The organism is Mesorhizobium wenxiniae (assembly GCF_002284535.1).
Lineage (GTDB): Bacteria > Pseudomonadota > Alphaproteobacteria > Rhizobiales > Rhizobiaceae > Mesorhizobium > Mesorhizobium wenxiniae.
In genome coordinates, this window is the sequence record NZ_NPKH01000018.1 from 1 (window position 1) to 16,896 (window position 16,896).

Sequence of the window (16,896 nt, forward strand, 5' to 3'; positions counted from 1 at the left end):
ATCCTGGTCACATGGCCCTCCCGAGGCAGTGCGCTGGCCTATGGCTATGATCGCGAAAGCACCAACTACACGCGAAATGCCGTCGAACTGCTGTTCCAATATCTCGCACGCGATCCCCAGATAAAGGAAGTGTCGATCCTCGCCCATTCGATGGGCAACTGGCTGGCATTGGAAGGCTTGCGCCAGATGGCCATCCGCAATGGCGGCCTGCCGGCGAAGTTCAAAAACGTCATGCTGGCGGCGCCTGACGTCGACGTCGACGTGTTTCGCACGCAGATTGCCGACATGGGCAAGCAGCACCCGCAGTTCACCCTCTTCGTCTCGCAGGACGATCGCGCGCTCAAAGTTTCGCGACGGGTCTGGGGTAATATCCCCCGGCTCGGATCGATCGATCCGGAACAAGCTCCATACAAGGAAGAATTCGCGAGCAACAATATAACCGTAATCGATCTGACGAAAGTCAAATCCGGAGATCGTTTGCATCACGGCAAGTTCGCGTCGTCACCGCAGATCGTGCAACTGATCGGGGCGCGAATGGCCGGCGGCCAGACGTTGACCGACAACAGGGTAGGCCTGGGCGACACGATCATTCAGGCAACGACCGGTGCGGCGGCAGCGGCGGGCAGCGCGGCAGGGCTGGTGATTGCGGCACCTGTTGCAGCGGTCGATCAAAACAGCAGAGAAAATTTAGGCAATCACATTGGCGCCTTGACGGGTTCCCAGACCAGCCAGAAACCGAGTGCTGGCAAGGAATGCGTTGGCACCGCCACAAAAGATTGCAAGAAGTAGCCCTTGGTCACCCAGCGCGGATTAATTCGATGCTGACGTATCGTCTCCGGCCCCAAAGTGGGCATTGATCTCTCCTGCAGGCTCGGCAAACGTGTGCTACGAACCGCAACGTTGGCGCAGTTAGCCGACACCCTGCGAACAACTCTCAAGCGATAGCCATTGCCCTATGGTCGGACGTCGGTTTTGGGACGGCACGAATCCCGTTCTCTCGGATGCGTTGTGGACCCCCTTCAGTGCCGCCCGGCGGATCGCAGATTGCTTGCCTGGTTTCGCCGTAAACTTTGCCCGAAAGACCAGGGTGCCGTCCTCGAGACATGCCTGCCCTTGTCATCACCAGCCCTGATCGATTGGCCCTAAATTTCGGCTTCCTTCGGTTTTGCTTCCGCAATTGGACCACCGAGACGCCGTCCAAAGGGGACGACCTTTGTTTTGGAACACAATCAGGTCCCGCCCAATTGTCCTGTCTGCCAGTCGCGCTCTAGCCTCGTCTTCGTTCGCCGCGTCGAAGGCCACAATTCCACGTCCTGAAATCTGAGCCACGTACACGGTCAACATCGATGCCTTTCTCAGAGAGGTCAGGCCGAGTTCGGATGACGTGGACAGGACCGCACAGCTCTATGGCGTGTCCCTCACCGCCTCCAAGGGGGCCTTGCTCTTTTTCAGGGTTTGGTTTGCCTGATGAGCAGCGGCCGCAGTCTCACCGCCACTCTCGACGTGAACGGTGGGAACCGCCATCTTGATACCGTTTTCCGCGAATGCCGCCTTGATCATCATGTATGCGCGCCGCTTGATGCCGAATTGGGTCCCGGGCTTCGTCGTCAACTTTATCCTCAGAACGATCGCGTATTCCCCAAAACTGTCGATGCCCTGCATCTTGAGCGGCTCAATCGTGTCGGCCGCAAATTCCGGGTCTGCCGCCAGCTCCTGGCCGATCTTCTTGATGAGCTTGCGCGCCAGATCCACGTCGGAATCATAGGTAATGTTGATCATCATCTTGTCGATCACCCAATCCCTGCTCATGTTCTGGACCGCCCCGAGCTCACCGAACGGGACGGTATAGACGGGGCCGCGATGATGACGCAGACGCACCGAACGCAGGCTGAAGGATTCGACCGTGCCTTTGTAGCTGCCGCTCTGGATGTATTCACCGGCCCGGAAGGCGTCGTCCATCATGTAGAACACGCCGCTCAGCACGTCCTTGACCAGGGTCTGCGAGCCGAAGCCGATGGCGATGCCGAAGATGCCGGCGCCGGCAATCAGCGGGAGTATCTGCACGCCGAGCCCAGCGAGGATCGTTAGCACGGTGACCGCGGCTATGAACACGGCAAGGGCGTTGCGGAATATCGGCAACAGCGTGCGCAGCCGGCCGCTGCGGGCCAGCTGGTCGGCGCTGCTCCCATCCGCCGGCGCGAGGTTCATGTGATATTCGATCAAGGCCTTCGACAGTTGCCAGAGCAGGTCGGCGATGAGCAAAATGATGATGCCGTTGAGCAGCCCGGTTATCAGGAAGCCGCCGGTTTCGCTGCCGGCGAGGCTCGCGGCCCTGATCCGCCAGATATAGGCGAGCCATGCCACCGCCGCGGCAATGACCGCCGCCCTGGCGCCCCTGACAATGAGCACGTTGAGTACGACGCCAATCGCGCCGCTGCGCTTCGACCTGCCGGCGAAGGCCTGTGCCGCGGCGCCGACGCCGCGCAAGGCTGTCGGCAGCACCAGGGCGAAAATCCCAAGCCACAGGACGCCGAGCAGGCCGGCGACCCAAGCCACCCAGAGCACGATCAGGAACAAGGTGAGAAACGATTGCTTGACCAGAGAGCCTCGCCCGTCGGGCCGTTGCCAGACGACGTCGATTGCGGTCGCCAGAATGCCAAGCCCGAACAGGAAGGCGGCGAGCCCTGCAACCTCTCGAGAGAAGCCCAGGCCAGGCATGAGGCTGGCGATCGCCCAGCCGAACAACAGGAACCCGGCCACAAGGCTGACTCGCCAACGCCAGAAACGGGTCGAAGCCTCGCTTTCGAAAAGCGGAGTCGGCCTGTCCGAGGGGTCGCTCGTCGCACCGCCGAACGCAAACAGCAATCGGGCTGCCGCGCGAACGATACGGAACGCGATGAACGCAAGAAGCAGGGTCAGAATGATCCTGCGGAGTAAGGGTGGCCATCCGAACGCCAAGAACGAACCGGTGCTGGCGAGCGCAAAAGTCAGCAGGGCGACAGTCTCGAAGAGGATCGCTTGTCCGGCGTCTTCCTGAGCAACCGCGCTCCTCGTCCTGGCGAGCGCTCGTCGGACCGCCCACTCGGCTCCGAAACCGACCGCGATCAAGACCGCCAGGATGCCCATAACCAGGCCTGGCCTGCCGGAGTTCACGTCACGCGAGACAACGTCGGCGGCGCGCGACAGTTCTTCCGGCAGGCGCGGGATCGCGCTGCCGAGCGCACCGATACGGGCACGAATACCCGCCTCCAGCCTCAAGATGTCCTCGGAAATGGACAGGCCGGGCTCGTCCGTGGCCGCTGGAATCTTTCCCTCGAGCCATGCCTTTAGTTCCGGATCGGACAAAAGCTCGAGGAACTGCTTTGCCTTTTCGGGCGGAAGGTCGGGGGAAGGCTGTTGAGCTAGCGAAGTTCCCTGCAAGAGCGCTAGCAAGAGCACGACGACAACTGGCAAGAACCCGAGCCGTAGCTTGTTCGTCATGAGCGCCTCGAGTTTTGAATGCCGCAGCTGCACAAATTGGCTCCTCGCCCATTTATGGGCAACTGTTCTGGCTGCATGCTACGTCTCCGGGGAGAGTGGCTGCAAGCTAAGGGCGCAGTCAATTATGGTGTTCGTTGCTTACGGTCACAAGCAGAGATTATCGGTTGGCATCACAGCCCTTGCGAAAGGCGGGCCGCCATCAACATTCCTGCAAACGCCGCCGACCGGTCGTTTCAGCCCAAGTCGTTGTAGTGTCATTGGAGGCCCTCTCGCTTTGGGCGGCTACGATCAGTTCACGTAGACGACGACGTAACGGCCGCCATAGGGATGGTAGTATGTCCCGCCGCACTGCCAAACCGTAGCGCCATTGATGCTAGTCCTGACGCAGGCGGGCGGTAGTGCCGCCACGTATATGGTCGAGCGGCGGACGACCCGGCGCGTTGTACGCCGCGCAACGCCGGCGACGCTGCCGGGCGTAAGCGGCCTGCCGACGCGCGCTTCCGCGCTGGAGACGATCGAACCTGCCGGAATGAAGTAACCGCCCATCAGGCCATCGGTTACAAGAAACGCCGTCATCACAGCGGCGACCGAGAGATGATTGCGGAACATGCGACGCGCGTTCATTTGCTGCCCTCCAGCACAAGTTCGCCGACCTCGTCGGAGTCTATCCGTTCCAGCTTTTTCGCATTGGCCGGAGGCTTGAACGAGAACAGCTTGGCGTCGACCTCACCGGCTTTCCAGTTGCTGAACCGCAACGAATATTGCGGCGCGCCCGTCAGTGGCCCCCAGCGCAAGCGATCACACTACTCGGTAGCGACGTCGTGTCGCCAAGCCCAGGGCGAATGTTCCTGCCTTGGCGCTACGTTGGCGCATTGCCTGCCGATGCGGAAGGTAAGTAACTGTATACTACGTGCGCAACTGGGAGCCCCTGCCAGCAGATCAGTCGACGTCGAGGCCATCTTTCGGATCGAATGTCCCGTGCGCAGATACTCATCAATTTCACGACTTGCAGAGGAACAAAAGACATACTGCCCGAGTGGTCACAAGCACTTCATGACAGCACCCTGTCTTCAGCGCTGCGCCTCGGTCTTGGCCAAAGCAACGCCACCATGAAGATCGTGTAGGCGATGGCCACCAGTATGTACGTGACCCGCGTGGAAAAGGATTCCGCTGCCGATCCCGGCAACGGCGAGACGCCCGTTCCGAATACGATGAGGAAGATTGTGAGCGCGCCCGCGTAGAGCTTGGCGGCAGGGTTGCTCAGCGCCGCGCGGCCGCCAAACACCAGGCCCGCAAACAGCACCAGGACAAACAGCGACAGAGTGGTGGGACGAACCTGCAGCAATGCGAACGCAAAGGATGCGACCACGCCTCCGATGAGATTGACCAGAACGAGGCCGAATGCTGCCCTTGCGCTCGCGCTGACGTCGAGTTGCGACAACAGCGATGCGACGGTGATCGGAATGACGATCGCCGTGGCGAGGCCGTCCTGCGTCAGGCAAGCGAGCACGGCGATCAGCAGAATGGCGGCATTGGCGGCGGCATAGCGCGTGGCCCGAGGGTTTGCAGCAAGAGCCGGGGCTTCAATATCGGCGCTGCCTCGGTCGGGTATGACCGCATGGGCTATCCACATCAGGATCGCTCCGCTGACCACGCCCTGCACCAGGATCGACAGGACGGAATCGCCAAGATCGCGGTTGAGCACGGTCAGCAGCGGCACCATCACGGCGACCACCAGGACGAGAAAGATCGCCCCTCCGCCCTTGCCGTTCGCCTGCAGGTAGAAACTGACGAAATAGACCAGCCCGAGCAGCAGCAACAGGACCGGCGGCCGGTCGCCTGTCAGCACCGCGACGGCCTGCAGAAGCGCGCCGGCGACAACAATGAGGATCGCCATTCCCAGGGCCTGTTTCAGCTGCAGCGGGCGGGAACTGGAGATCAGGAACTGCGCCGCGAACAATGGTCCCAGAAAGGGGATGATCGCCCCCGACAGAACCGACCACGTGAAGCCGACGGCTACGGCCAGCGCGATGCGCAGACCCTTGCGCTTGGCATTGGCGTACGCAAGGTTGCCGTCAGCTGGCATAGGTCAGGACCGACAACGCGCGCATCCAGATGCTGCCGAGCGCATTGGTAAGCGGATTGTCGCCAGTATAGATCACGACATTCGCCTGCGACCCGTAGCCCACGCCCTTGGGCCTGCCATCGTCGAGGATCAGGCGGACCGGGAAGCTCTGCGGCGTCCTTATCCATCCGCTGTCGGTGGAAATCTTCGGCAGCCCGGTCTTGGGATCGACATTTCCCTGAGCCACCCCCAGCCCGACGCTCTCCACCCTGGCCGAGAAAATCCGGCCTGGCAGGACGTCGAAAACCACTTCTGCGCGGTTGCCGGCAGCGACGTTCTCAAGGCTGTTTTCCTTGAACGCCGCGGTGATCCACACCGTGCCGACATCGATGAAGGTCATTGCGCTTTGCCCCGCGCCGACCATGCCTCCGACGGAAAGCTGGAGGTTGGTGACAAAGCCTTCCGCCGGCGCCGAAACCGTCGTGCGCAGCAGATCGAGTTGCGCACGTTCGAGCGCCGCCAGGGACTCTCTCAGTTGCGGATTGTCGGCGCCCGCCGGTCCAAGCTCCTCCTGCGCTCGCTTGAGATCGGCTTCCGCCGCAACCACCGAGGCATTGGACTGATCCAGCGCCGCCTTCGCCTCGTCGGCTTTGGCCTTAGAATAGACGCCGCGCTTGACGAGCTCAATCGCCCGGTTGGCCTGCTCCTGGACGTTGTCACGGCTCGCCTTTGCCTCTACCAGCCGCGCCTGGACGGCATCGACGGACGCTGTCGAAGCGCCGATCGACTGACCTACCCGTGCAAGCCGGGCTTCCGCCTCCGCCACGGCGAGCTGGTACTGCTGCGGATCGATGCGAAATAGCATCTGGCCGGGCGTCACGCCGCTGTTGTCGGCGACACCCACTTCGATGACCCGCCCGGTAACCTCGGGCGCGATGCCGACGACATAGGCGCTGACCGTCGCCTGCGAAGAAGAAGGCGTTCGCCGCTCCATGAAGATCGCTACCACAAACAGCAGGCACGCCAGCAGCAGCACGGTAAGCGCGACCCGGCGCAGCGGGTTGCCCTTCGTCGCTTGCGTATCCGCGCCGTCAGCGGCGTTGTCTTGAGAGGTCCCGGTTGCATCGGACGCCATAGCATCTTCTCCCTGTCAGACTACGCAGGCATCGCGCCGCGGACGGATGCTTGCTTCTTATCAGTCTTCGGCCCGGGCAAGCCGGCAGGGGGAACCCGGCGCACAGGCACGAGCAATCATGACCCTTACCACGAGGCTTTGGTTTTCATTGGCGTAAGCGACCCTCACCGTCACTACACTATACACCTCTTTTGACGGTTCCAGCCAACTGGGTGTTATTTTACATGGTAACGCCGGCCAAATTTTCACGACAAGCGGACAAGCGTTTTTCTGGATCAGAGACAGTCGCGCAGAGCTGAGCGAGCGCAGGCGCCGTGGAATGCAGAGCAGTTTGATAGGCAGCATCCTAGCGCGTTGTTGGATGGTGCGGCGCTTGTTCCTTAGCGGCGGCAGAATTCTCCCGATTTGCTGGACATTCCGTTTCGGATAGTCGACAGTTCTTCACGAACAGCGCCGTCGAGGGGGAACTTCGCGATGGATTTCGCAGTCATTGATATCAATCTGGTGGCAAAACTTCTCCTCCTCCTGCTGATTGGCATGGGACCGAAGATCGCGCTGGTGCCATTTCTGGAAAAGACCCAAAAGTTCGACGCCGAAACCAAGGTCAAAATAGGCCGCCAGATGGTTTTGACGGCTCTTGTCACGGCTCTGATCCTTTTTGCCACTGGCGCACTGCTGATGCGACTGTTGCATATCACTGGCGGTGCGGTTGCGATTGCTGGCGGTATTATCCTGGCGCTCCTCGCGATCAAGATGGCGTCTGGACCGACCGAAAAGCACGAGGAGGATTTGGGCCTGCCGGTGGACCCGGAAAAGATCGCGATTTTTCCCCTTGCTATTCCCTACTTGCTCAACCCCGTTGGGATCACGGTCATTATCATTGCCTCCGGCGAAGTCGTCTCGGTTGCAAGTGCAGCGCTGGTTGCGGGGCTCATCCTGCTCGTTGCCGCATTTGATTACCTGGTGTTCACCAATATCGACGCGCTGGCAAAGCGAATGAAGCCAGCGAGCCTTGTCGTCTCAGAGGTTGTCTTCGGCATTCTCCTGACCGCGGTTGCCGTCCAACTGGTCGTTAGCGGATTGGTCAATCTTGGAATCATCACCGCGAGCGTCGCACATTGATTTCGTGCTCGCCATCCCGCCATGAATGATACCGCCACTACCGGCGCTGACACGCATCAGAAGGCGCTGGAGGTCAATCTCGATGCGACGAGTTTCGGCTCGTTCGCCGAGATCGGCGCGGGTCAGGAAGTGGCGCGATGGTTTCTGCGCGTTGGCGCCGCGTCGGGCACAGTGGCCAAGACCGTCTCAGCCTACGACAAGGAAGTGAGTGACGACCTTTACGGCTCCGGGACGCGCTACGTGTCCAGGCAACGGCTTGAGACGATGCTCGATTGTGAATGGAAATCCCTCGTGAAACAGGTCGGCGATGCGCGCGGCAAAGATACGCGCTTGTTCGCTTTCGCCGATACCATCGCCGCCCGCAACTTTGCGGGCACCAACGATTGCCACGGCTGGATCGGCGTCCGCTTTCAGGATCACCCGCGGGCTGAGGCGAGCGACATTCTGCTGCACGTAAACCTTCGCGATAACACCAACCTGCTTCAGCAAGAGGCGGTGGGCATTCTGGGTGTGAACCTGCTGCATGCGCTGCTGAATGAGCGGGCAGCCCCCGACGATCTGCCGGCGAGAATGTTCGACGACCTTGCAAATGATCGCCTCGAAATTGATCAGATCGTGATGCGAGGCAGCGCGTTCGCTGGTTGCCAGATGGACGAACTGCACACGGCGTTGGTACGCGACGGCCGGGCTCAGGCGGTGACGCTGGACAGTGACGGTCTGGCCTTCGCTGCCAACGAATTTCTCTATAAGAAGTCTCTGGCCATCGTACCGTTGGCGCGCGACCCGCGCGATGACCTTTCACCGGAAGCGATTGCGGCGTGCCTGGAAACGCTCCGCCGCGAAGTCGCTGGGAATCCTGAGGTGAAGGACGTCATTGATGTGCGCCTGATGGCCGTCGATTCTGATGCTCCGCTGCCTGCAATGGGCAAGGGCGCGGCGATGATGATGCGGCATCGCCAGTTGTACCCCGCCACCGCATTCGCGCGTCGATACACGCAGGCGCCGTTGCGTTTTGCCATACCGCTGCCTGCGTTAATACGGATTTTCGACGATGTGAGATATCAGCACCTGGAAGGCCGCCTGCTCGAGGGTATCGCGCGGCTTTTCGGCTCCAACGTGCGTGTGCTGGCCTATCCATGCCCTCGCGAGAAGTTGCTTCACCTGCTCAAGACCGATCCGGGACGCGGTTGGGATGTTGACGGTAGCCGGCAATGGACAACTGCCGATCAGTTGCGTCCCGCACCGCCTCTACGGCATCTTTATGAATATCTGCTGGCCAGTGGCTTCCTCGTGGCGATGCCTCGCAACTAAGCAGCATCAGAGGTGTTTTCGATTTGTGAGGACACGTCCTACTGCCTCGGCCGCTTAAGCGCGGCTAGGCATGAAGAATTTCAACCTGCATCCTGCGCGCGGGCCGGATGCGCCGCGGACCACTTGGCCGTGGCATACTGGACAGCGGCGATCAACAGCGCCGTGGTAACCCCGACCATCACACTTTCATGCTGCCGAAATCGACTGTCCATTTTCTCCCCCTTGCGTCGGCACTGAAATGAACCGCGGCGGCGAGAGGACCCTCGATCTGCCACGGCAAGCACCAGCTTGTGAGACCAATCATCCTCTAGCCGGCAAACGGCGGAACCGGCGCACCGCCGCCAAGACCGCTTTTGTTTGCCAGCCGACGGCGTTCCGTCCCGCTGATCGGCCCCTGTTGTCCCCGAGACTGCCGGACCGAACCGGCAGCGGAACGTAAGTTACATGGAGGGCAGGGTAATTTCTATAACTGCAAGGCCGTTCGAAGGTGGCTGAATTTATCCTCCGGATAGCCTAGCCAGCAAAGGCTCGCCTCGCATGGGCCGCTTAATATTGTGTCGACCACATAGAAAATCGGTCCGGCGCCCTGCCCACGACGCCGATCGCTAGTAGCAATTACCGGAATCGGCTTCCCTGGGCGAGCATGGGCGATAGGACCTGTTTGAGTGATACGTATCGCCGTAATACGGCTCGGCGTAATACCGGTCAGCGTAATACCGATCGCCGTAGTAGGGTCCGCCATAGTACGGCCCGCCGTAATACGGATCGCCGTAGAAGCCGCTTCGATAATACCCGCCGTGGTAACCGTTGTTGTTGGCGATCACGCTGCCGAGCAGCGCTCCGGCGACAAATGCGCCGGCGGGGAACCAAAAGTCGTTGTGCCGGTGGTATCCCGGACGATAGTGGCGGTAGCCGCGATAACCCCTGTACCAGCCATCCCGAACTTGGATGACATCGGACTGCGCGCCTTGTGCCCTGGGCACGAAGATCGGTGCGGCATCAACTGGAACAGTGCTCGTTAGTGCAAAAGTCGCGACCAAGGAGGTCGCTATGCCTGACAGGAACCTCATGATCGAGTCCTCGCTGGTGGCAATTTGCCGTATGCGAAAAGTCGTCATTTCATCTACGCGGAACGCTATCGATCCAAAATTGTTCCAGGCGCTGCAAATTGTTTCAAGCCGCCCCCGAACGTTTGACGGGCAGATAGGCGTCTGAATTTGGTCAGCGTTGAAACTATCTGTGCGACCGTTGGCGAGCGACCCGCGCGACGACCTTTCACCGGAAGCGATTGCCTGGAAACGCTCCGCCGCGAGGTCGCTGGGAATCCTGATGTGAAGGACGTCATCGATGTGCACCTGATGGCCGTCGATTCTGATGCTCCGCTGCCTGCAATGGGCAAGGGCGCGGCGATGATGATGCGGCATCGCCAGTTGTATCGCGCCACCGCATTCGTGCGTCGATACACGCAGCCTTGGTGGTTCCATCCCTCTGGCCTGCAAGGTCGACGTTAGTCAAAGCGCGCCCGAAAATTCCACGACTGCCCNTCGCGCCACCGCATTCGTGCGTCGATACACGCAGCCTTGGTGGTTCCATCCCTCTGGCCTGCAAGGTCGACGTTAGTCAAAGCGCGCCCGAAAATTCCACGACTGCCCGTCGAAACGTTTGATGATCTGACTGAAACCGAAGCCTCTGCAGCCATCGCATCGTGCGATCGCGGCTGCGATTTTCGGCAACGGCGGATATGACACGGACGCTCAGTGTGAACGCGCCTGGCTCGAAAAAACGTACCGGATTTGGTTAAGAACACGCAGCAAGAGGCCCCGTTTGCGGTTTGCCCGTTCGCAGAACGTGGAGTTCTTCCTTGGCTGATCGAAAAAAGCCGGGCTCACCTCAAGGACCGACTTTTGCGCTGGCCGAGCCGATTCTGCCCGTAGGTTACCGTTAATTACCTTCCGCCCCGAGCGGCAATAGGCAAACCTCACGAAGGACGATTTTGAAGTAGGCATGGCTGAAGCGTCCTGCCACGAGTTTCGTCTCGTCGATAGAACGCGGAGCATGTTTTTCTCGCCAGGGAACCGAAAACTCGGCTCATCTTGGACAAAGCGGTACAATCAAAGGAGGACGTCAGATGAGTGACAAGCAAGCGAATCCAGACCGACAACCGAACCGGCGCGACATTTTGCTGACCGGAGGATCTGTGCTCGCCATTTCGGCTGTCGCATCCGGAATAGCCACGAGCGCGAAAGCTCAAGCAGCCGGTACAAAACCCAACATCCTCGTCATTTTCGGCGATGACGTCGGTTATTGGAACCTCAGCGCCTACAACCGGGGCATGATGGGCTATCGCACGCCGAACATCGATCGGATCGCCAAAGAGGGGGCGATCTTCACCGACCACTACGCACAACAGTCCTGCACAGCCGGGCGCGCCGCATTCATTACCGGCCAATCCTGCTTCCGCACCGGCCTGCTGAAAGTAGGTCTGCCGGGTGCCAAGGAAGGGCTGTCGGAGAAGGACCCGACGCTCGCCGAACTGCTCAAGCCGCAGGGCTATGTTACCGGGCAATTCGGCAAGAACCATCTCGGCGACCGCAACGAGCATCTGCCCACCGTTCACGGCTTCGATGAATTCTTCGGCAATCTCTATCACCTCAATGCCGAGGATGAGCCGGAGCATCCCGACTACCCGAAGAACCCCGAGTTCAAGGCCAGGTTCGGTCCACGCGGCGTGATGAAGTGCAAGGCCAGCGAAACGGACGATCCGACGGAGGATCCGCGCTTCGGGCGGGTGGGCAAACAAGAGATCGAGGACACCGGCCCGCTGACAAAGAAGCGCATGGAAACCGTAGACGAAGAGTTCCTCGGCAGCGCGCTCAACTTCATCGACCGCTCGAACGCCGACGGGAAGCCGTTCTTCTGCTGGTTCAATTCGACCCGGACCCACATCTACACGTTTCTCAAGGAGGCCTCGAAGGGCAAAACCGGCTTGGGCATCTATGCGGACGCGATGGTGGAGATGGACGGCATGGTCGGCCAGCTTCTGGGGAAGCTCGATGACCTCGGCATCGCCGACAACACCATCGTCCTTTGGACGACCGACAATGGCGCGGAGGTTTTCTCGTGGCCGGACGGCGGCACCACGCCCTTCAAAGGCGAGAAGAACACGAACTGGGAGGGCGGCTACCGCGTGCCGTGCATGATGCGCTGGCCGGGCGTCATCAAGCCGGGAACGGAGATCAACCATATAACGTCACACGAAGATTTCGTTCCGACGCTCGTCGCCGCCGCAGGCGAACCAGACGTGACGGCTAAGCTGTTGAAGGGATACGATGCCGCCGGCAAGAGCTTCAAAGTGCATCTGGATGGCTACGACCAACGCGACGTGTTGGCCGGCGAAGGCGAAGGCAAGCGCCACGAATACTTCTACTGGACCGATGACGGCAACCTCGCCGGCCTGCGTTACGAACGTTGGAAGATGGTGTTCCTCGAGCAGCGCGAGGAGGGGCTTGCCGTGTGGGAGAACCCGCTGATTCCGCTGCGGTTCCCGAAGCTCTTCGACATCAAGGGTGACCCGTTCGAACGGGCGCAGACGGACGCCGGGGAATACGACAGATGGCGTGTCGAGCACGCCTTCGCGCTGGTGCCGGCGCAGGCTTATGTCGCCAAACACTTGCAGACCTATGTCGAGTTCCCGCCGCGGCAGAGGCCGGGCAGCTTCGCGCTCGACCAGGTCCTGGCGAAACTGCAGGAGGGTGGCAGAAACTGATCCTTCGCTCTGAATAGGCCGCGCTCGCACTATCGGCAGGCGCGGCCTCCAAACCAACTCGGAAGCAGATCAATGGCAGTCGCCAACAACATTCCTTCGACCGAGACCATTGCTCAGAGGGCAAAGCACGAGCTGCGCGAGTATGCGCTCCTGTCCTTGTATCTATTCGTCTGCTTTGGTGCGCTCATTCTCTACAAGGCAGCGATCCTTGGCGAGGAGGGCATCAGCTATCTGCCATCAGGGCTGGCGGCCATCAAGGCACTGATCCTGGCGAAGTTCATAATGCTCGGGCAGATGATCCGATTGGGCGACCGGCGTCGAAGCAGGATGGTCTACGTCATAGCTTTCAAGGCACTGTTATACCTGATCCTGCTTCTCGTCCTCTCGGTCGTTGAGGAATTCGTCGTCGGGCTGGTTCACGGGCGAACGATCGCCGATTCGCTCGCTGAATTCGGCGGCGACAAGCTGCCGCAGACGCTGGCGACGAGCCTCATCATGCTGCTGATATTGATCCCGTACCTGGCGTCCAGGGAAGTCAACGTCGCGCTTGGGGAAGGCAGGCTTTGGACGCTGCTGTTCGAACACCGTCCCGCTCAAATTTCAGAAAGCAAAGGTGTCAAGCCATGACCATTCTCGCTCGCGTCGCCAGGCGCTATTTGCTGCCGCTTTTTCTGTTGATGGCGATTGCGCCTTCCGCGCAAGGCACGGAAGTACTCGCGTCATGGAACGAAGGCGAGGCGAAGCAATCCATCGTGCGGTTCGTCGAAAGCGTGACCAAGGAAGGGTCGGCGGACTTCGTGCCTGTCCCCGAACGCATCGCGGTGTTCGACAATGACGGGACGCTGTGGGGCGAACAGCCTATGTATTTTCAGCTTCTGTTCGCGCTCGACCGGGTCAAGGCGCTCGCTCCCCAACATCCCGAATGGAACACGCAGGAGCCCTTTGCCTCGCTGCTGAAGGGCGATGTGAAAGCGGCGCTAACTGGCGGAGAACACGCGATCCTGGAGATCGTGATGGCCGCGCATTCGGGCATGACCACCGACGAGTTCGAACAGATCGTCCGCGACTGGTTTGCGAGCGCCAAGCATCCGAAGACAGGCAAACCCTACACGGAGATGATCTACCAGCCGATGCTGGAGCTGCTGGACTATTTGCGCGCCAACGGTTTCAAGACATTCATAGCCTCGGGCGGCGGCATCGAGTTCGTGCGAGTATTCAGCGAGCAGGTTTACGGCATTCCCCCCGAGCAGGTGATCGGCAGCAGCGGCAAAATGAAATTCGAGTTGAAAGGGGACCAGATGGTTCTCAACAAGCTGCCGGAAGTTGATTTCATTGACGACAAGGCGGGCAAGCCGGTGGCCATCCAAAAGCATATTGGGCGGCGGCCCATCGCGGCGTTCGGCAATTCCGACGGCGATCTGCAGATGCTGCAATGGACCTGCGCCGGACCCGGCCGGCGCTTCTGCCTCTACGTCCATCATACAGACGCGGAGCGGGAATGGGCCTACGACCGGCAGTCGAGCATCGGCCGTCTGGACAAGGGTCTCGACGCCGCAGCCGATTCTGGTTGGACGGTCGTCGATATGAAGAAGGATTGGAACCGGGTGTTCGCGTCCGAGAAGTAAGGATTCGGAGCAAGACGATGAGTCGAGTTGTGGAACGCCAGGCTCAATCTACACAGGTCGAAGAGCCATTGCCGAATATGGTGTGGATTCCCGGCGGTGCATTCCTCATGGGATCGGACAAGCACTATCCCGAAGAGGCGCCGGCGCATAGGGTGACGGTGGGCGGCTTCTGGATGGACGTCTGTACCGTCACCAACCGCGAGTTCGCTCGCTTCGTCGACGCAACTGGTTACGTCACCTCGGCCGAACGTCCCGTAAATCCCCACGATTATCCCGGAGCGAAGCCGGACATGCTGGCGCCATCGTCGGTGGTGTTCAGCAAGGCCAAACAGCGTGTCGATCTTCGCGATCACTACAATTGGTGGGTCTACGTGCGCGGCGCCAATTGGCGCCATCCGCGAGGGCCGGCGAGTTCGATCAAGCGGCTGGCCGATCATCCGGTCGTGCATGTGAACTTTGAGGATGCTGAAGCCTACGCATCGTGGGCGGGCAAGGAATTGCCCACCGAGGCCGAGTGGGAATTCGCGGCGCGTGGCGGGCTCGACGCGGCCGAATTTGTCTGGGGCGATGAAATGGCGCCCGATGGCCGACACCTGGCCAATATCTGGCAAGGCGAGTTCCCATGGCAGAATCTCTGCGAGGACGGCTACGAGGGGACGTCACCCGTCGCCTCCTTTGCCGCCAACGGCTACGGCCTCTACGACATGGCTGGCAATGTCTGGCAGTGGACCACGGACTGGTACCAGGAACACGGCAAGATCGACAGCCCGTGCTGCACGGTTGACAATCCCCGCGGTGCCAAACGGGACGACAGCCTCGATCCACGGCAGCCGCAGATCAGAATCCCGCGCAAGGTGATGAAAGGCGGATCGCATCTTTGCGCGCCCAACTATTGCCGGCGCTACCGCCCGGCCGCGCGGATGGCGCAGCCGATCGATACGTCGACGTGCCATTTAGGTTTCCGCTGCATTGCACGCAGAACGTGACAAATACTGCCAAAAAGGCCGGCGCAAAGCCTGCCCGGACAGAGACAGACAGGGAGGATCGAAGCATGACGGGCAATGACTTGTTGAAGGTCGGCGCGGCGGCGCTGACGCTGCTGTTTGCCGGCTTTGGTTCGGCGCATACTGCCCTTGCACAAGAACAGGTCGCGGCGGCTGACGCGTCCGCCGGCGTGACGGCGCCGGAGCCGTTGAGTGCGGACGAGATGGAGGTGCTGGTCGCGCGGATCGCGCTCTATCCGGATGAGCTGATTGCGGTGATCACCGCGGCTGCGCTCTATCCGCTGCAGATCGTCGAGGCGGCGCGCTTCCTCGAGCGATACGAGAAGGACAAGGGCCTGAAGCCGAAGGAGAGCTGGGACGGTTCGGTTGTGTCGCTGCTCAACTATCCGGACATTGTAAAGATGATGAGCGACGACCTCGAGTGGACGCAGGCGCTCGGCGACGCCATCGCCTACCAGCAGAAGGACGTGCTGGTCGCCATCCAGCAGTTGCGCGACGAGGCGGTCGCCAAGGGCGTCATCAAGACCGACGACAAGATCCAGGTGGTCAAGGAGAACGACAATTTCGTCATCAAGTCGGCGAGCCCCGAAGTGATCTACGTCCCGCAATATCCGCCGCAGATGTTTTATGAGCCGGATTACGTCTGGGAGCCGATCCGCTATTATCCCGACCCGTACCCCTATTACTGGTATCCGACAGCGACCTTCTTCGCCGGCATGGTGACGGGCGCGGTCTGGGGCGCCGCCGTCGACTGGAACGACTGGGGCGTCTGGGGCGGTCGCTGGGACGGCAACGACATCGACATCGACTGCAACAATTGCTTCAACAATCGCGACTTCAACGGCAAGATCAACTTCAACGACGTCGACTGGAAGAACATCGACCGCGACAAGATCAATATTGATCGCAACCAGTTCAATAAGTTCGACCAGAACAACATCAAGAACCGGATCGAGAAGAATGGCGACAACGCCATCCGGGACCGCGCGCGCGACATCAAGAAGAACGACAAACTCGCCAACAGGGTGCCGGGCAAGACGGCCGTAACGAGAGACATCCGCAAGAGCACGCTGGACGGGCTGAAGGCCAAGCCCGCCAACGTGACCCGCCCCGCCAAGCCCGCCAACATCCAGAAACCTGCGGCCAAGCCTACCGCCAATCGCCCAGCGGCGAAGCCGGCCAAGGTGAACCGCCCGGCCGGCAAGCCGAAACCTGCGGCAAGGGTCGACAACCGGCCGAAGAAACCCTCGGGGCTCGGCAAGGTCGATCGCGGCAAGGCGACCAAGGTCAGCTCCAACCGCGGCCACCAATCGATGGGTGGCGGCAGCCGTGGCGGCGGCCACAAGCAGATCAAGCGCCCCAGCGGCGGACGCCGGCGTTAACGGAAC

General features: G+C 60.6%; 16 protein-coding genes. 9 read left to right on the plus strand and 7 right to left on the minus strand.

From position 1 onward, the window contains the following. On the plus strand, positions 1–789 hold a 789-nt coding region (locus CIT31_RS09730), incomplete at its 5' end, for an alpha/beta hydrolase (protein ID WP_133116131.1). Between the two features lie 615 nt (positions 790–1,404). On the opposite strand, the gene CIT31_RS09740 is transcribed toward CIT31_RS09730, so the two are convergent. The 5 genes from CIT31_RS09740 to CIT31_RS09760 form a co-directional block, all read right to left on the minus strand. Beyond that, the gene (locus CIT31_RS09740) at positions 1,405–3,480 is read right to left on the minus strand and encodes a mechanosensitive ion channel family protein (protein WP_095518519.1); all 2,076 of its coding nucleotides are present in this window, start codon (positions 3,478–3,480) and stop codon (positions 1,405–1,407) included. 288 nt (positions 3,481–3,768) lie between these two features. Continuing rightward, positions 3,769–4,104: a hypothetical protein gene (locus CIT31_RS09745; RefSeq protein ID WP_095518439.1), complete on the minus strand. Its 336-nt coding sequence runs from the start codon at positions 4,102–4,104 to the stop codon at positions 3,769–3,771. Then, positions 4,101–4,274 carry a DUF2092 domain-containing protein gene (locus tag CIT31_RS09750; RefSeq protein WP_095518440.1) on the minus strand — a complete coding sequence of 58 codons (174 nt, stop codon included), beginning with the start codon at positions 4,272–4,274 and terminating at the stop codon, positions 4,101–4,103. Before CIT31_RS09750 ends, CIT31_RS09745 begins: the two co-directional genes overlap by 4 nt. Before the next feature lie 257 nt (positions 4,275–4,531). Continuing rightward, entirely contained in the window at positions 4,532–5,566 is a 1,035-nt protein-coding gene (locus CIT31_RS09755; protein WP_095518441.1) for a DUF2955 domain-containing protein, read from the minus strand. Then, a complete protein-coding gene (locus tag CIT31_RS09760) occupies positions 5,556–6,680 on the minus strand; it encodes an HlyD family secretion protein (protein ID WP_095518442.1) in 1,125 nt (374 codons plus the stop codon). Before CIT31_RS09760 ends, CIT31_RS09755 begins: the two co-directional genes overlap by 11 nt. Positions 6,681–7,154: 474 nt before the next feature. Between CIT31_RS09760 and CIT31_RS09765 the strand changes: the two genes are divergently transcribed. Continuing rightward, complete coding sequence (locus tag CIT31_RS09765) at positions 7,155–7,802, plus strand: MarC family protein (RefSeq protein ID WP_095518443.1); 648 nt, start codon at positions 7,155–7,157, stop codon at positions 7,800–7,802. A gap of 21 nt (positions 7,803–7,823) precedes the next feature. Further along, entirely contained in the window at positions 7,824–9,113 is a 1,290-nt protein-coding gene (locus tag CIT31_RS09770; protein WP_095518444.1) for a hypothetical protein, read from the plus strand. An 80-nt stretch (positions 9,114–9,193) separates the two neighbouring features. On the opposite strand, the gene CIT31_RS35705 is transcribed toward CIT31_RS09770, so the two are convergent. Together CIT31_RS35705 and CIT31_RS33795 are read right to left on the minus strand one after the other, a co-directional pair. Further along, positions 9,194–9,325: a hypothetical protein gene (locus tag CIT31_RS35705; protein ID WP_280950323.1), complete on the minus strand. Its 132-nt coding sequence runs from the start codon at positions 9,323–9,325 to the stop codon at positions 9,194–9,196. A gap of 393 nt (positions 9,326–9,718) precedes the next feature. Beyond that, positions 9,719–10,183: a BA14K family protein gene (locus CIT31_RS33795; protein WP_133116132.1), complete on the minus strand. Its 465-nt coding sequence runs from the start codon at positions 10,181–10,183 to the stop codon at positions 9,719–9,721. Positions 10,184–10,444: 261 nt separating this feature from the next. On the opposite strand from CIT31_RS33795, the gene CIT31_RS33800 reads away from it, so the two are divergent. The 6 genes from CIT31_RS33800 (at position 10,445) to CIT31_RS09800 (ending at position 16,890) form a co-directional block, all read left to right on the plus strand. Further along, positions 10,445–10,624 carry a hypothetical protein gene (locus CIT31_RS33800; protein WP_133116133.1) on the plus strand — a complete coding sequence of 60 codons (180 nt, stop codon included), beginning with the start codon at positions 10,445–10,447 and terminating at the stop codon, positions 10,622–10,624. Between the two features lie 617 nt (positions 10,625–11,241). After that, positions 11,242–12,879: an arylsulfatase gene (locus tag CIT31_RS09780; RefSeq protein WP_095518446.1), complete on the plus strand. Its 1,638-nt coding sequence runs from the start codon at positions 11,242–11,244 to the stop codon at positions 12,877–12,879. A gap of 72 nt (positions 12,880–12,951) precedes the next feature. Next, positions 12,952–13,506 carry a hypothetical protein gene (locus CIT31_RS09785; protein ID WP_095518447.1) on the plus strand — a complete coding sequence of 185 codons (555 nt, stop codon included), beginning with the start codon at positions 12,952–12,954 and terminating at the stop codon, positions 13,504–13,506. Next, positions 13,503–14,504 (plus strand): HAD family hydrolase, encoded by a 1,002-nt coding sequence (locus tag CIT31_RS09790; RefSeq protein WP_095518448.1) that lies wholly within the window; start codon positions 13,503–13,505, stop codon positions 14,502–14,504. Before CIT31_RS09785 ends, CIT31_RS09790 begins: the two co-directional genes overlap by 4 nt. Positions 14,505–14,521: 17 nt before the next feature. Next, positions 14,522–15,490 (plus strand): formylglycine-generating enzyme family protein, encoded by a 969-nt coding sequence (locus CIT31_RS09795; RefSeq protein ID WP_095518449.1) that lies wholly within the window; start codon positions 14,522–14,524, stop codon positions 15,488–15,490. Positions 15,491–15,555: 65 nt separating this feature from the next. Beyond that, positions 15,556–16,890, plus strand: a complete 1,335-nt coding sequence (locus CIT31_RS09800) for a DUF3300 domain-containing protein (protein WP_095518520.1) — start codon at positions 15,556–15,558, stop codon at positions 16,888–16,890. Positions 16,891–16,896: the final 6 nt, after the last annotated feature.

Excerpts from the sequence above, each read along its gene's own strand:
- CIT31_RS09740 (WP_095518519.1), bottom strand. The coding sequence starts at position 3,480 with ATGACGAACAAGCTACGGCTCGGGTTCTTGCCAGTTGTCGTCGTGCTC.
- CIT31_RS09745 (WP_095518439.1), bottom strand. The coding sequence starts at position 4,104 with ATGAACGCGCGTCGCATGTTCCGCAATCATCTCTCGGTCGCCGCTGTG.
- CIT31_RS09755 (WP_095518441.1), bottom strand. The coding sequence starts at position 5,566 with ATGCCAGCTGACGGCAACCTTGCGTACGCCAATGCCAAGCGCAAGGGT.
- CIT31_RS09760 (WP_095518442.1), bottom strand. The coding sequence starts at position 6,680 with ATGGCGTCCGATGCAACCGGGACCTCTCAAGACAACGCCGCTGACGGC.
- CIT31_RS09765 (WP_095518443.1), top strand. The coding sequence starts at position 7,155 with ATGGATTTCGCAGTCATTGATATCAATCTGGTGGCAAAACTTCTCCTC.
- CIT31_RS09770 (WP_095518444.1), top strand. The coding sequence starts at position 7,824 with ATGAATGATACCGCCACTACCGGCGCTGACACGCATCAGAAGGCGCTG.
- CIT31_RS35705 (WP_280950323.1), bottom strand. The coding sequence starts at position 9,325 with ATGGACAGTCGATTTCGGCAGCATGAAAGTGTGATGGTCGGGGTTACC.
- CIT31_RS33795 (WP_133116132.1), bottom strand. The coding sequence starts at position 10,183 with ATGAGGTTCCTGTCAGGCATAGCGACCTCCTTGGTCGCGACTTTTGCA.
- CIT31_RS09780 (WP_095518446.1), top strand. The coding sequence starts at position 11,242 with ATGAGTGACAAGCAAGCGAATCCAGACCGACAACCGAACCGGCGCGAC.
- CIT31_RS09785 (WP_095518447.1), top strand. The coding sequence starts at position 12,952 with ATGGCAGTCGCCAACAACATTCCTTCGACCGAGACCATTGCTCAGAGG.
- CIT31_RS09790 (WP_095518448.1), top strand. The coding sequence starts at position 13,503 with ATGACCATTCTCGCTCGCGTCGCCAGGCGCTATTTGCTGCCGCTTTTT.
- CIT31_RS09795 (WP_095518449.1), top strand. The coding sequence starts at position 14,522 with ATGAGTCGAGTTGTGGAACGCCAGGCTCAATCTACACAGGTCGAAGAG.
- CIT31_RS09800 (WP_095518520.1), top strand. The coding sequence starts at position 15,556 with ATGACGGGCAATGACTTGTTGAAGGTCGGCGCGGCGGCGCTGACGCTG.